The following is a 12309-nucleotide window of genomic DNA, read 5'->3' as shown; positions in this document are numbered from 1 at the left end:
ACATGCGCGTTTGTATCAACCGGATCGCCCTCGCGGCCTGCCTGGCCTGCGCCGGCTGTCGAGAGAGCTGGCAGGCCAATACCTACCCGGCCACGGGCCGCATCTCCATCAACGGCAGGCCCCCGGCGGGCGCCCTTGTGGAACTGTTCCCGACCACCAAGACGGACGAGCGAAACTCGCGCCCTTGGGGCCTCGTGAAGGACGACGGTACGTTCGTCCTGGCCACCTACGACGGAGAGCCCGGGGTGCCGGTCGGCGATTACATGCTCACCATCAAGTGGCCGCCCGACGCCTCCAAGCCGTCCATGGTCGACCGGCTCAAGTCCAGGTATTCGAGCCCCGAAAAGTCGCCATGGAAGGTCACGATCAAGGGAGAAGACAACGTTCTTCCCCCTGTCGAGCTGACCGACGTCGATGTCGACATGAAGGCCGACTCGGCCATCCCGGCAGGGCCCATGAATACGGCCGAACCGAAGAAATCCCCCAAGGCGCGACGATAAGGGGCGGCACGGAACTTCGAGTTTGCTCACAAACGAGCGGGCTTGCGACAAGAGCCTGCTGGGGGGCTGGGCGGCATTTTTCTGATGCGCCACTCCGGAAAATCTCAACCGGATGGGCTAACAAGGCCGAGTCACCTCAGGCGATCGTTTGACTTGTGCATCGAACGGTGTGGTTGACGACCGTTTCATGGGCGACGCCTTGAAGCGTCGTGGCAACCAGGCCGATTCCCCTTCGATGAGGAAGACTCTGCCGAAAATGCGGGCGAAGCCGGTCGGCCTGGGTTTGTGTCTCACGCTTTTCCTCATCTGCTTTCGAAGACGAATCCGATTTGTGACAAAGCATATGCGCCCGCTTTAGGTTGAGCCGAATCTGGATCTCGAGACGGGTTTCCAAAGGACTGGGAAGCTTGTTGGGATCGTTCTGATTTCGGCGGTTGGGAAGGAGCCCTGCCCATGATTCGGGACAACGGACGGCCTGTTCGTCAGTCGAACATTGACCCGACCTCGGTTTCACGGGCGCGGCGGAGATCGGCTATGCCGGTTGTTGAGGCCCTTGAGGCTCGGCAACTCCTCTCGGTTTATACCGGGCCATCGTCGAGTCGGCCGATTGCTTCCAACGGCTCGCTATTCACGCTCAGCGTGACCGGCGGGGGCTACCAGACGGTCAAGCGTTTGAAGGGTGGCCAGATCGCGATCAACCTCTTTTCCACGAATCCGAATAGCACCTTGACGATCACGGCTCAGCCGCGTCAGGCACACTTCAATACGACTCAGATCAACATTGGTAAGATCAACGTCAAGACCGGCCTGCTCGGATCGATCGACGCGGGGGGGGCCAATCTGCTCGGGCCGATGACCCCCCTGCAAGGTTCGGTCTCGTCGATTCAGCTCGCCAGCATCGGACGCAATGCGACTGTGGATGTGAAAGGAGACCTGGGCGAGCTCAACGCCGGGAGTGTGGAGCTTGGGCCGACAGGCCGGATCCACGTCGGCGGTAACCTGACGGGGTCGGTGGGCGGTTCCATCAATCTGGACGGTGGGCACTTTGTGATCGATAACGATGCGACGGGGACCTTCAATCCGGCGAGCCTTGTCGTTCAACATGGTGGCGTCTTTGCGGTCGGCCACGACCTGACCGGGGGGTTCAACCTCAGCGGCGACATCCAGGCAAAGACCAATGGCCTCATCAATATCGGCCATGACCTGGGAGGGTTGACCCTGGGGCGAGGCCTGAGCCTTCAGGGCGGCCGGTTCATCGTCGGGAATGATCTCACCACGGCCGGGACGGTTGCGAACACGGTCCAGGTTTCCGACAACGGGCTCCTCTCCATCGGTCGCGACATCACCGGCGGTCTGAACGTGAAAGGGGACGTCAGGCTCGACTCGGGGGGCAACATTCTTGTCGGCCGAGACCTGGCCTCGTTGACCGTGGGAGGTGACTTTGCGGTCAAGCCCACCGGGGGCCAGTTGGCGGTCAAAGGCAACCTGGTCGGTCTAACCGTGAATGGGGCCCTGAACGGCAAGGGATCCCCCACTTCACTTGATCTTTTTGTCGGCCTCGACCTTTCGAATCTCCGGGTCCTCGGTGGCGGGGCGACCCTGGGAGGGGTTCAGGATGCAAACATCGACGTTGGCAAGAATCTCTTCGGAGTCGACGTTCGCCACGGAATCTTCAAGAGCCTTATCACTGCGGGGGTGTTGATCGACGGGGCCGGCGATGGCTCGTTGGGGGTGACTGCGAACATCGGGGCTGACGGGGTCGACGCGGTCCTGAACTCGGAGCTTCGCGCGGGGGTCGGGATCCACAACATGACGATCGGCGGCGACGTCCGGTCCGAGTTCGCGCTCAACCCGAACGCCACCGGCTATCCCACGCGGATCATTGCCGGCGAGGATCGTCAGGAACACTTCCTGACCGGGGGCAACATCGACAACTTCCAGATCCTCGGTTCGTTGATCGATTCGGTCCTCGCCGCCAGCGTCGCGCCGAGCGGTGGGAACGGCACCTTGCCCCCTTCGGGTTACGGGCCGCCGCCGACCCGCTCGACGGATCCGGGCGACGGGACCTATGACGCCCCAGCGGGGGTGATTTTCGGAGGAAGCGTGACCGCCCCGGTTCCTTATATCAACTACACCGAGATTACCTACTTCAACGAGACGTTCAAAGAGATCGCATACAACAGGCAACTCGACCCGATCATCGACGACTTCATCCTTCCGGGCACGATCAACCTCAGCTTTGCGTCGCCCCCATTGACTCAGGCCCAGTTGGCCGATCCGACGGTCACGACGACCAATTCCGGGGGAGGTACCACAACCACCGGGACGACGACCCTGAACCTGCCGTTGCCTACCAAGTCGACGGTTCTCGGCGGGGTGGTCTCGCACACGCACGTGGGAGAGGCCGATTTTGCCGGCATTTTCGCTGCTGACACTCGCGGCGTGTTCATTGGGACGTTGCCGAGCCAATGACATCGTCAGGTCTTTGCTCCGCGTGGGGCGGCGGTCGTTCCGGCTTACCGTTGGCGGGCCGAGGCGCTTTCCCGCCCTTGCGGGTCGGGGCGATCTTGGCTAAGGTCAAGCAATGGATCGGAGTCGATCGAGACGACGCTCTCGTGTTCCGGTCGATTGGGGTCATTCCGCATAAAAGGTCGGGGATTACGTGCCTACAATGGCCAATGGGAAGCCTCGACAGCACCTTGAGTTGCCCACAGAGGTCGCGCCGGTCGGACCTGCCTCCGTGGCGGTTCGCACGGCCTTGACGCGGGGGGTCGAGCGGATGCTCCACTGCGATCCCTCGGCCAGGCAGGGGCTGACCGAGGGGGTCCACGGGATGCGGACCTCGACGCGTCGGCTTCGCAGTGCGCTCCGCACGTTCGGCCCGCTCGTGAAGGCCGAATGGTCCTTGCCGCTCGAGCAAGAACTCAGGTGGCTGGCGCAGGTGCTTGGAACGGTGCGGGATCTCGACGTGCTTCGCGAGCGTTTGCTCAGAGCCTCGGGAGACGCGCCGGAGAAGCTCGCTCCCTTATTCCGAACGCTGGCGGTGGAGCACGAGCGGGCGTCCGGGAGGCTCAAAGAGGTCCTCCAGGGGGATCGTTATCGCGACCTGATCGAGCGGTTGGAGCAGGCTGTTATCGACACCCCACTTCGGCCCGAAGCTGCGAATATGCGTCGCTCCGAACTCCCTACGCTGGTCGGAGAGGCCTGGAAATCGCTCAAGAAACGGGGTCGGGCGCTCCACCCCAATGACCCTGACAAAGACTTCCACGAGGTTCGTAAGCGAGCCAAGCGTGCCCGGTACGCGGCTGAAGATGTCGCCGATGCGCTCGGCAAGAATCGTGCGAAAGAGGCGAGACGGTTCGCAGAGAGCGCGACCAAGGTGCAAGACGTCCTGGGGGAACACCAGGATGCGAGCATCGCCGCTCAGGAAATCACGCGAATCGCCGCTCTTCATCCCTACGACATTCCCTTCAAGCTCTCTGCTCACCGCCTTTTCAAGCGGCAGATGCGCCTGGCCGATCGTTCTCGGGAACGATTCTTCAAGGTCTGGGACAAGCTTGACCACAAGAAATTCCGCCGTTGGCTCAATCCCTGACCCTCTCTCTCTTTGAGCGGACCGGAGAACGGTGGCCACCTTCGAAGTTGTTGCGCTTTCCGTCGGCGTTTCTTCCCTGAATTCACCCTCCGTCTGGTGCATCCTGGCCTAGACTTGAGCGGAATGTTTGCAAAATATAGCCATCGTTCCTTCGCAAGCGGTCTCGGGTGCGTTGGGAAAGGTGGCGATGGGGCCGAATGAACGCTTTGGGTGTGTGATGCTTGAACGTCGTTCGAATCACTCTGCGTCCAATCGAAGTGGCGACCGCCGTGGTGCGTCGCGTTACGTCACGGGGCAAACGTTTGTCATTCTGAGCTGGACGGAGGGAGAGGAGTTGCGGAGCGTCGTCGCCACGCTTCGCGACATCAGTCTGGGTGGGGGCTCCGCGCTGGCCAAGGTTGCTCCCAGCGCCGGGACGATGGCCTGGTTTCGTCTCCAGGGCGATAACACCTCCCCATGGGTCGCGGCGACCATCGTGGCGATCTCCAAAACGGGTCTGCTCGGACTCGGGCCGCGCTGGATCCGCTGGAAGTTCCCGGAATCCTGCCCGTATCATCTCTTCAAAGATGCAATCAACGGCTTTAGCTCCAGCCGTGAAGTTGACGACGTCACGTTGCCGGGCTACACCCGCCGTGACTGGCGGGATTGAGCGACGCGGAACTCGCCGGGCTTGTTCGTGCACAGTCTCCGCTCGGCTCGCGATCCAAAAGGGGGCGCGAAGACGAGAGGCTGTGTCTGTACCTGGAATTAATTCAACAGACCGACCGCACGACTCTTGAGGATCAACGAGTCGTGCTTTCTGTTGTGTCCAGGAGCCGGCGTTCGAGCCGCCAGATGCGATCGTCAAGGATGTTGCCGCGGGAGGACGGGTCGGCTTCGAGACCCAGGGTGATGCCCGTCAATCCTTGCACTCGGCTTCGGATCTGCTCGACGTCGTCGATCCAAGGGCGAGGCGCTTCCCAGCGACGGACCGACCGATCGAAGCTGCCGGTCAGGAAGAAATGGCCGGAGGGGTGGAAGCTCACCGCCGAGACTCGGCCCTGGTGTTTCAAGGGGGGGCCGATCGACCGGCCGGTGGGGAGGCTCCAGAGGCGGGCGGTCTGGTCATTGCATCCGGTCAGGAGCGTTTTGCCGTCCGGCGCGAATGCGATCGAGATGATGCTTGCGCCGTGGGGTAACGGCGGGCCGACGGGTCGTCCTGTCTTGACCTCCCAGATCCGGGCGGTGTCGTCCTCGCTCCCGGTGGCGACGAGCCGACTGTCGCGGCTGAACGCAAGGCAGTAGATGAAGCCTTGGTGACCGCGGAGCACACGTCGGATCTGCCCGGTCGCCACGCCGTTGGCCACCTCCCAGAATCGCACGGAACGCCCTTCGGCCGTGACGATCGTTTGGCCGTCGGGGGAGAACCCCAGGGCCATGATCTCCGATTCGAGCGGGAGCAGCGGGCCCAAGTGGCGGCCGGCGTACGGGTCCCAGAGGTGGGCTTTCGTGTCTTCGCCGGCGGCGAGGAAGGCTCGCCCATCGGGTCGGAAGGCCACCGTGGTGACTGCGCCCGGCAGTTTCAGGGGGTGGCCGACCGGCTGGAAGTCGGCCGCGGTCCAGAGTTGCGCTGTCCCATCCGAGGCGCCGGTCAGGATGGTGTCGCCGTCGGGACTGTAGGCGACCGCTCGGATGTCCGACTCGTGGGTTCGAGAGGGGCCTATCGGTTCGAGCGAGATGGCATCGCGGATCCGGGTCACTCGGCCGGAATCGGTCGTTACGAAGGTCCAGCCGTCGGGGGAATAAGCCATTGCCAGGACACGCTCGCCATTCGTCTGTTTGGCCATGAGCGGTCGCGTGGTCGGCCCGACCCAGATTCGGGCGACAGTGTCGCCACTCCCGGTCGCGAGGGAACGGCCATCCGGGGCGAACGCGACTGCCGTGACCGCGCCCAGATGCTCCATCGGCAACCCGAGGGCCTGGCCCGTGCCTGTCTTCCAATACCGGGCCGTTCCATCGTCGCCGCCCGTCGCCAACACCTGACCATCGGGGCTGAACGCCATCCCGTAGATTTCCGACCGGTGTGCCTGTTGCATGCGGAGCCGCTGCTGGGTGGCGGTGTCCCAGAATTGAATGATCCCGTCTTCATCTCCCGTTGCCAGCACTTTGCCGTCGGGGCTGAACGCCAGACAGTTGACCGCCGAGTTGTGAATCAGAGGAGCGCCGATCGGCTTGCTCTCGCCTCTCTTCCAAATCAGAGCGGTCCCATCTTCGCACCCCGTGGCGATCATCGAGCCGTCGGCGCTGAAGACGGCCGGATTGACCGGGGCCGGATGGTCGGTCAGCGATGGCCCCAGAGACCGTTGTGTCGCGGTGTCCCAGAAGTCGACCGAGCGCCCGGTGACGGTCAGAAAGGAGCGACCGTCGGGGGCGAACGCCACGGTCTTCACCGAGCTGTCTTGCACGAGGGGAGGGCCGAGGGGATGGCAGGTCGCGGTGTCCCAGAGCCGCGCTGTTCGATCGGCGCTGCCGGTCAGAATCACCTTACCATCAGGGCTGAAGACCGCGCTGTTGACGTAGCTCCCATGTTTCAAAGGCTCGCCCAACGCTTTGCCAGTCTCCACGTCCCAGAGGCGGGCCTCGCCCAGCAGCTTCCCCTCCACCATGACGCTGCTACCGGTCAGGAGAGTCCGGCCATTGGGCGAGAGGGCCACGGACCAGATCGCGTCGGGATGGACGAACATTTCCCGGAGCGGGATCATGGGGGTGTGCCAGGCGTCCAGGTTGCTCAGGATCGTCCGCCTCAGGTCGGATGCGCCTGCCGGGGTGATCGCCAGGGCATGGGCCAGCCGGAGCATGCCGAGGCCGGTCGTCCCCTGCTCACAGAGGCCGATCCCCTTGTCGAGATCGAGGCTGGCGGCGAGATCCTCGGACGCGATCCGAACGGTCTGCTCGCGCTGCCAGGCTCGGTGGACGACCCCCGTGGCGAGTGACATGACGATCACGAGACCGACCAGCACGGCCGAGGCGGCGCGGACCCAGGCCCGATGCCGCCGCGACCACCGCGCCAACCTGGCCAGCCGCGACTCGGGCTGAGCCGAAACGGGCTCGTCGGCGATCCAGCGTTCGATGTCCTCGGCGATCGCACGGGTCGACGGATAGCGATCCTTCGGCAGGAGCGCCATCGCCTTCAAGCAGATGGCTTCGAGCGCCGAGGGAATCGGTCCCAACGCCGCCGCTGAGGGCGTTCGGAAGTCGCCCCGCTGGACCTTCGTCAGCAGGATGCCCGCTGGGGCATGATCGAACGGGGCCTGGCCTGTCAGCAGATAGTAGAGCGTGGCTCCCAGGTTGTAGATGTCGCTGCTCGGGCCCAGATCCTCGATCCGGCCGGCGGCCTGCTCGGGGCTCATGAAGGCCGGAGTCCCGACGGTCGAGCCGGGTAGCGTTTGATCGCTCGACGAGCCCGTGATGAGAGCGGCCGTGTCCGCTGTATTTGAAGGTTCCGCCGTATCTTGCCCCATGAACTTGGCCAGTCCCCAGTCGACGACCAGCGTCTCGCCGTGTAGACCGAGCATGATGTTGCTCGGCTTCAGGTCGCGGTGGAGGATCCCTCGGCTGTGCGCATAGTCGATGGCGTTGCAGACGTCATTGAATCGGCGCAACAGGCCGAGCAAGGCGACCGACCGTTTGCCGGGGGCATGAATCGGTTCGACGGAGGAGTGGAAGCGGTCGATCGCCGCGGCCAGGGTCTCCCCCTCAATGAATCGCATCGCATAGTAAGGGCGGCCGTCGGCCGATTGGCCCAAGCCATAGATCGGCACGATTCCCGGGTGTTCGAGGTTGCCGGTGATCTCCGCCTCACGGATGAACCGAGCCCGGTTCGTCGGGTCGTCGGCCAGCCGCTCTTGAATTGCCTTGAGAGCCACCTCTCGGCCAAGCTCTTCGTCGCGTGCCACGAAGACCTCGCCTAGCCCCCCTTTGGCATGCGCTCGGATCGGTACGTACCGGCCTCGGGCCTGCAATGAGGCGTCCGTTGGCTCCTTGGGCTTGGGCTGGTCGGCGGAGTTGGCGGTCTGGCCACTCTGATCGACCGTGGCCAGAGGGTCGTCGTCATCTCGTTGGGTATCGGCCGAGGCCATGATCACCAACTTTCACCGCATTCATCGCGGTCGGTTTCGGGTCGGTAGGGTGGGCACGATCCACCCCATAATCGGCTTTGTCGCAAACACTTAACTTAAGAGGGTCGGTGGGCCGTGCCCACCCAGCGGGACATATCCGGAGAAAGAGGCCGAATCATCTCGAACCCAGAAGCTCGGTCGTCGACGACGCACCCGGCGTGTCTGGCGCGGCCGGCCGTACGTGGAAGTCGATGACCAGAGGGAGATGGTCGGAGGCTCGTTTGGCGAGCGGTGTTCGGATGACGCGCGCTTGACGAACCTCGATCCCGCCCCGCGCGAACGCCTTGTCCAGGGAGACGACCGGGAAATAGGCGGGGAAGGAGCGGAACCGCTCGTGGGGGACGGTCAATTGCTCGAACCCATGAGCCGCGAAGCTCATACGGGCGAGTGTGTTCCGCCAGTCATTGAAGTCGCCGATAATCAGAGTCGGCAGGGTTGCCGATTCGCGGAAGCAGTCGTGATCCAAGAGGTGCCGCACCTGCCAGTGGCGCTCCCGTTCGGCGAGCCCGAGGTGCCAGTTGATCAGGTGCAGCGGGCCCTCGGGGGTTTCGACGATGGCGAGCTGGGCGCCGCGCGGCTTTCTGCGCCTTTGGCGGAGCGAGATCTGGTGGGTGTGACGGAATTCCCATCGCGACAGGACGAGGTTGCCGTAGCCCCCGGCCCCGAGGTGGACGTTGAGCTGATAAATCTCAGCAGCCGACTGAATCGCGTCGGCGAGCCGTCGCGGTTGGTCGTCGTGCCGGGTCCGCCTGACATTCAGGTCGACTTCCTGAAGGCAGATCAGGTCCGGCTCCTGCTCCGCGATGACCCGAATGATTCGGTCGATCCGGTAGCGCCGGTCACGGCCGCCGATCCCTTTGTGGATGTTATAGCTCAGCACTCGCATGGATCGCCGCGTCCTTCGCCACTCGCATCGTTTCCTGAATCGAGCCCGTTTCCCCTCCTTGTGACCGGGACTCGATCAATCGGGCCATTCCCCTGAGAAGACCTCGGTGGCCGGCCCCGTCATGAAGACCGATTGGCCGTCGCCGGGCCATTCCAGTTCGAGGTCGCCGCCAGGCAGGTGGGCGATGATCTTGCGACCGGTGCGGCCGGTCAGGATCCCCGCAACGCAGACGGCGCAGGCGCCGGTGCCACAGGCCAGGGTGATCCCGGAACCGCGTTCCCAGGTGCGCATCCGGACCTCTCCCGGTCCGACGACTTCGGCGAAGTGGACGTTGACCCGTTTCGGGAACGTAACGTGATTCTCGAGCAAGGGGCCGAAGCGTTCGACCGGGAACCGCGTGACGTCGTCGACGTAGACCACCGCGTGCGGGTTGCCCATCGAGACGGCCGTCACGCCCAAGGGATGTCCCTCGATCGTGAGGGGAGCGTCGATCGGGGGCTCGCCCGGAAGTGTGGTCGGGATCTTGGCGGCTTGCAGGATCGGGGTCTGCATATCGACACGGACCCGCCGCGCCTTGCCTCCCTCAACCTCGAGGTCGAGGGTCAAGACACCGCGTCCGGTCTCGATCGTCACCCGGGGCCTGGGCGCAATTCCGTGGTCGTGGACGTACTTGGCGACGCAGCGAACGCCGTTGCCGCACATTTCCCCTTCGGTGCCGTCGGTGTTGAACATCCGCATCCGGGCGTCGGCTCGTTCCGACGGGGTGATCATGATCAGGCCGTCCGAGCCGATCCCGAAGTGGCGATCACTCACCGCGATGGCCAGCGCACCGAGGTCGGCGGGCTCCTTCTGGTCGAAGGTGCTCACGTAGACGTAGTCATTGCCGAGCCCGTGCATCTTCGTAAATTTCATCGACCGGGAAACTCCGATTCAAACCAGGTCACGTCGCCCGGCAGCGGGGCGGCCGCGTATTCGAGGTGGATCACCCGCCGCCTGCCGGAAGCCTCGGCGGGGGAAGAGGCGTGCAAGATCAAGGGGCGCATCAGCAGCGCGCCACCGCGAGGAACGAGGCAGGTCTGTGGGGGCACTCGCGCCAACCAATCCCGGGTCGCTTCGGCTCCGAGCCGGCCCTCGGCGTGTGATCCCGGAACGACTCGCAACGGCCCGCGCTCCTCGTCACTGTCGTCAAGGTGAACGCGCACGGTCAGCATTTGCTCGAGAACCGATACCGGGGGCTGAACGTGGGGGATCCCCCCTTTGACGGTCCAGGGACCATACCCCGGGGTTTCCGTTCGGGTTTTGACCGCGATTGTCAGGTCCTGGTGCCAGGGGACGCCCCAGTTTGCCTCGGGGGTCTTATCGAATAAGAGGCCCCGTACTACGAAGGCAGATGGTCCCAAGATGGCCTGGCTCAAGCGGGTGAGCGCCTCCGATTCGGCAAGTTCGCGGCTGGCGGGCACGAGGCTGAGGACGTTCCGCATCGCGTAAACGCTCCCCCCGCGCTCGAGGACCAACCCTTGCGGTGGGATCGCATCGATCGCCTCGATCAAGGCCGAAACGACCTGGGAATCGATGACGTCGGTCACGATCGCAAACCCAGCGCGTTCGAGAACGCCGGGCAATTCTGAGAACCGACCACAGGGATCGGACGATCGGGCCGAAATCTCCGGAACCACCTGTCGCGTTCCTCCTTTTGAGAAAACGTTACCAGAGGGATGCGTCGTCGTGCAACCGGCCTTTGGATCTCATTCGACGGAACCGCTTTCGCGGCAAGACTCTTGTTTCCGGAGGCCGTCCGGGTCTACTCTTTTGATCAGACGAGACCCGATCGCTTTCCCCTTTTGAGGTGCCCCATGCTGGGTCTGGCCGCGCCGACGCCTTACGACTTGCGCTTTCGTCTGCTCGGCATTCCCGTTCGCGTTCACCCGCTGTTCTGGCTGATCATGGCCGTCCTGAGCGGAGGCGAGAACCACCTACCCGAAGTGCTCATCTTCATCGGGTGTGCCTTCCTCTCGATCTTGGTCCACGAATATGGTCATGGCCTGGTCTCTCGGTTCTACGGCCATCCGCCGGCCGAGATCGTGCTCTTCTGGATGGGAGGCTATTGCGCCTGCGATCTGGGACGACAGCGCCCCTGGCACCGCCTGGCCGTGCTGGTCGCAGGCCCGGGGGCCGGGTTCTTGCTCCTGGGCGTGCTCTTCCTCGTCGGCAAAGTCTTCCTCGGAATCAGCTTTGCCGACGACCTGGAATTGGTCCAGACGATGGTCGGTCTTAGCTCGGGCCATAATTTGAGCATGGCCTACTTCATGCTGTCACGCACCGTTCAGTCGATCTACTGGGTCATGACGGTCATCAACCTGATGTGGGGCCTGCTCAACCTCCTGCCGATCCTTCCCCTCGACGGCGGCCGGATCCTCGAAGTCTGCTTGACGATGCTCAACCCGCGCCAGGGCATGCGGTGGGCCCATATCGTCTCCTTGCTCACGGCGGGCTCGCTTGCCATGGTGTTCTTTCGCTGGAACCAGACTGGTCCTGGCATTTGGTTTGCGTATTTTGCGTTTCAAAACTACCAGGTGCTCCAGGCGCTTCACCAGACGGCGAAGTACGGTCAGGTTGAGGACGATGCCGACTGGTGGAGACGCTGAGTCGACAGTGGGCCGTTCGTTCATTCCGTAACGATCGAGGACGACGCTCACGTCGTGCGATCGCGTCTTTTGAGGTCGTTTTCCCAATGGTTCAAGGAGCCATCGTCGGGATCATTGTGCTGGCTGCGGCTGCAACGCTTGTGGCGCTCCATCGTGCAGGTTGGATGACCGGCGTGGGGCCGAATGGATTCTTGATTCGGTATCGGACGGCGGGTTCGATCGACGTGCGGGGGCACGTTCCCAGAAGTAAGGTGCTTGAGATCAAGGAGTTCTGTGCCCGAAACCTCGCCTCCGATCGACCGTTCACGATCCGGGGGACGTGGGGGGCAGGGAAGACCCTGACGCTTCGGTGGACGGGGGGCTTGAGTCCCGCACAACGGCAGCGGGCCCGGAACTTCCTGATCCAATGTCTTGACTGAGCACCACTTAAACCAAAGAATGTCGACCGTTGGGGTGCGCTCTTTCCTTCCTCGGCGCGTTGGTCAACAATTCAGTGCTACGGCCGCGCGGTTTGCCCTGGATTTGA

Annotated in this window: 10 protein-coding genes; 6 read left to right on the top strand and 4 right to left on the bottom strand. The window is 63.5% G+C overall.

The genetic code is table 11. The features are described 5' to 3' along the window. The first annotated feature begins 2 nt into the window (after positions 1-2). From SINAC_RS15430 to SINAC_RS15410, 4 genes are all read left to right on the top strand, one after another. On the top strand, positions 3-500 hold the full coding sequence (locus tag SINAC_RS15430; RefSeq protein WP_015246567.1) for a hypothetical protein: 498 nt from the start codon (positions 3-5) through the stop codon (positions 498-500). 534 nt (positions 501-1034) lie between these two features. Continuing rightward, positions 1035-2972 (top strand): hypothetical protein, encoded by a 1938-nt coding sequence (locus SINAC_RS15420; protein WP_020466096.1) that lies wholly within the window; start codon positions 1035-1037, stop codon positions 2970-2972. 199 nt (positions 2973-3171) lie between these two features. Beyond that, positions 3172-4095, top strand: coding sequence for a CHAD domain-containing protein (locus SINAC_RS15415; RefSeq protein WP_015246565.1), 924 nt, complete (start codon positions 3172-3174; stop codon positions 4093-4095). 217 nt (positions 4096-4312) lie between these two features. Then, the gene (locus SINAC_RS15410; RefSeq protein WP_020466097.1) at positions 4313-4744 is read left to right on the top strand and encodes a hypothetical protein; all 432 of its coding nucleotides are present in this window, start codon (positions 4313-4315) and stop codon (positions 4742-4744) included. A 133-nt stretch (positions 4745-4877) separates the two neighbouring features. Here SINAC_RS15410 and SINAC_RS15405 read toward each other — a convergent pair whose 3' ends face one another. From SINAC_RS15405 to SINAC_RS15390, 4 genes are all read right to left on the bottom strand, one after another. Continuing rightward, a complete protein-coding gene (locus SINAC_RS15405) occupies positions 4878-8213 on the bottom strand; it encodes a serine/threonine-protein kinase (protein ID WP_015246563.1) in 3336 nt (1111 codons plus the stop codon). A gap of 154 nt (positions 8214-8367) precedes the next feature. Then, positions 8368-9138 carry an endonuclease/exonuclease/phosphatase family protein gene (locus SINAC_RS15400; RefSeq protein WP_015246562.1) on the bottom strand — a complete coding sequence of 257 codons (771 nt, stop codon included), beginning with the start codon at positions 9136-9138 and terminating at the stop codon, positions 8368-8370. 75 nt (positions 9139-9213) lie between these two features. Continuing rightward, complete coding sequence (gene dapF / locus SINAC_RS15395) at positions 9214-10050, bottom strand: diaminopimelate epimerase (RefSeq protein ID WP_015246561.1); 837 nt, start codon at positions 10048-10050, stop codon at positions 9214-9216. Next, the gene (locus tag SINAC_RS15390; protein ID WP_015246560.1) at positions 10047-10814 is read right to left on the bottom strand and encodes a phytanoyl-CoA dioxygenase family protein; all 768 of its coding nucleotides are present in this window, start codon (positions 10812-10814) and stop codon (positions 10047-10049) included. The genes dapF and SINAC_RS15390 overlap by 4 nt, the downstream gene beginning before the upstream one ends. A 177-nt stretch (positions 10815-10991) precedes the next feature. Between SINAC_RS15390 and SINAC_RS15385 the strand changes: the two genes are divergently transcribed. Continuing rightward, the gene (locus SINAC_RS15385; protein ID WP_015246559.1) at positions 10992-11783 is read left to right on the top strand and encodes a site-2 protease family protein; all 792 of its coding nucleotides are present in this window, start codon (positions 10992-10994) and stop codon (positions 11781-11783) included. Positions 11784-11869: 86 nt separating this feature from the next. Next, entirely contained in the window at positions 11870-12202 is a 333-nt protein-coding gene (locus tag SINAC_RS15380; RefSeq protein ID WP_015246558.1) for a hypothetical protein, read from the top strand. Positions 12203-12309: the final 107 nt, after the last annotated feature.

This window comes from Singulisphaera acidiphila DSM 18658, assembly GCF_000242455.2.
Lineage (GTDB): Bacteria > Planctomycetota > Planctomycetia > Isosphaerales > Isosphaeraceae > Singulisphaera > Singulisphaera acidiphila.
This window is presented reverse-complemented; position numbering and strand designations above follow the sequence as displayed.

Excerpts from the sequence above, each read along its gene's own strand:
- SINAC_RS15430 (WP_015246567.1), top strand. The coding sequence starts at position 3 with ATGCGCGTTTGTATCAACCGGATCGCCCTCGCGGCCTGCCTGGCCTGC.
- SINAC_RS15420 (WP_020466096.1), top strand. The coding sequence starts at position 1,035 with ATGCCGGTTGTTGAGGCCCTTGAGGCTCGGCAACTCCTCTCGGTTTAT.
- SINAC_RS15415 (WP_015246565.1), top strand. The coding sequence starts at position 3,172 with ATGGCCAATGGGAAGCCTCGACAGCACCTTGAGTTGCCCACAGAGGTC.
- SINAC_RS15410 (WP_020466097.1), top strand. The coding sequence starts at position 4,313 with ATGCTTGAACGTCGTTCGAATCACTCTGCGTCCAATCGAAGTGGCGAC.
- SINAC_RS15405 (WP_015246563.1), bottom strand. The coding sequence starts at position 8,213 with ATGGCCTCGGCCGATACCCAACGAGATGACGACGACCCTCTGGCCACG.
- SINAC_RS15400 (WP_015246562.1), bottom strand. The coding sequence starts at position 9,138 with ATGCGAGTGCTGAGCTATAACATCCACAAAGGGATCGGCGGCCGTGAC.
- dapF (WP_015246561.1), bottom strand. The coding sequence starts at position 10,050 with ATGAAATTTACGAAGATGCACGGGCTCGGCAATGACTACGTCTACGTG.
- SINAC_RS15385 (WP_015246559.1), top strand. The coding sequence starts at position 10,992 with ATGCTGGGTCTGGCCGCGCCGACGCCTTACGACTTGCGCTTTCGTCTG.
- SINAC_RS15380 (WP_015246558.1), top strand. The coding sequence starts at position 11,870 with ATGGTTCAAGGAGCCATCGTCGGGATCATTGTGCTGGCTGCGGCTGCA.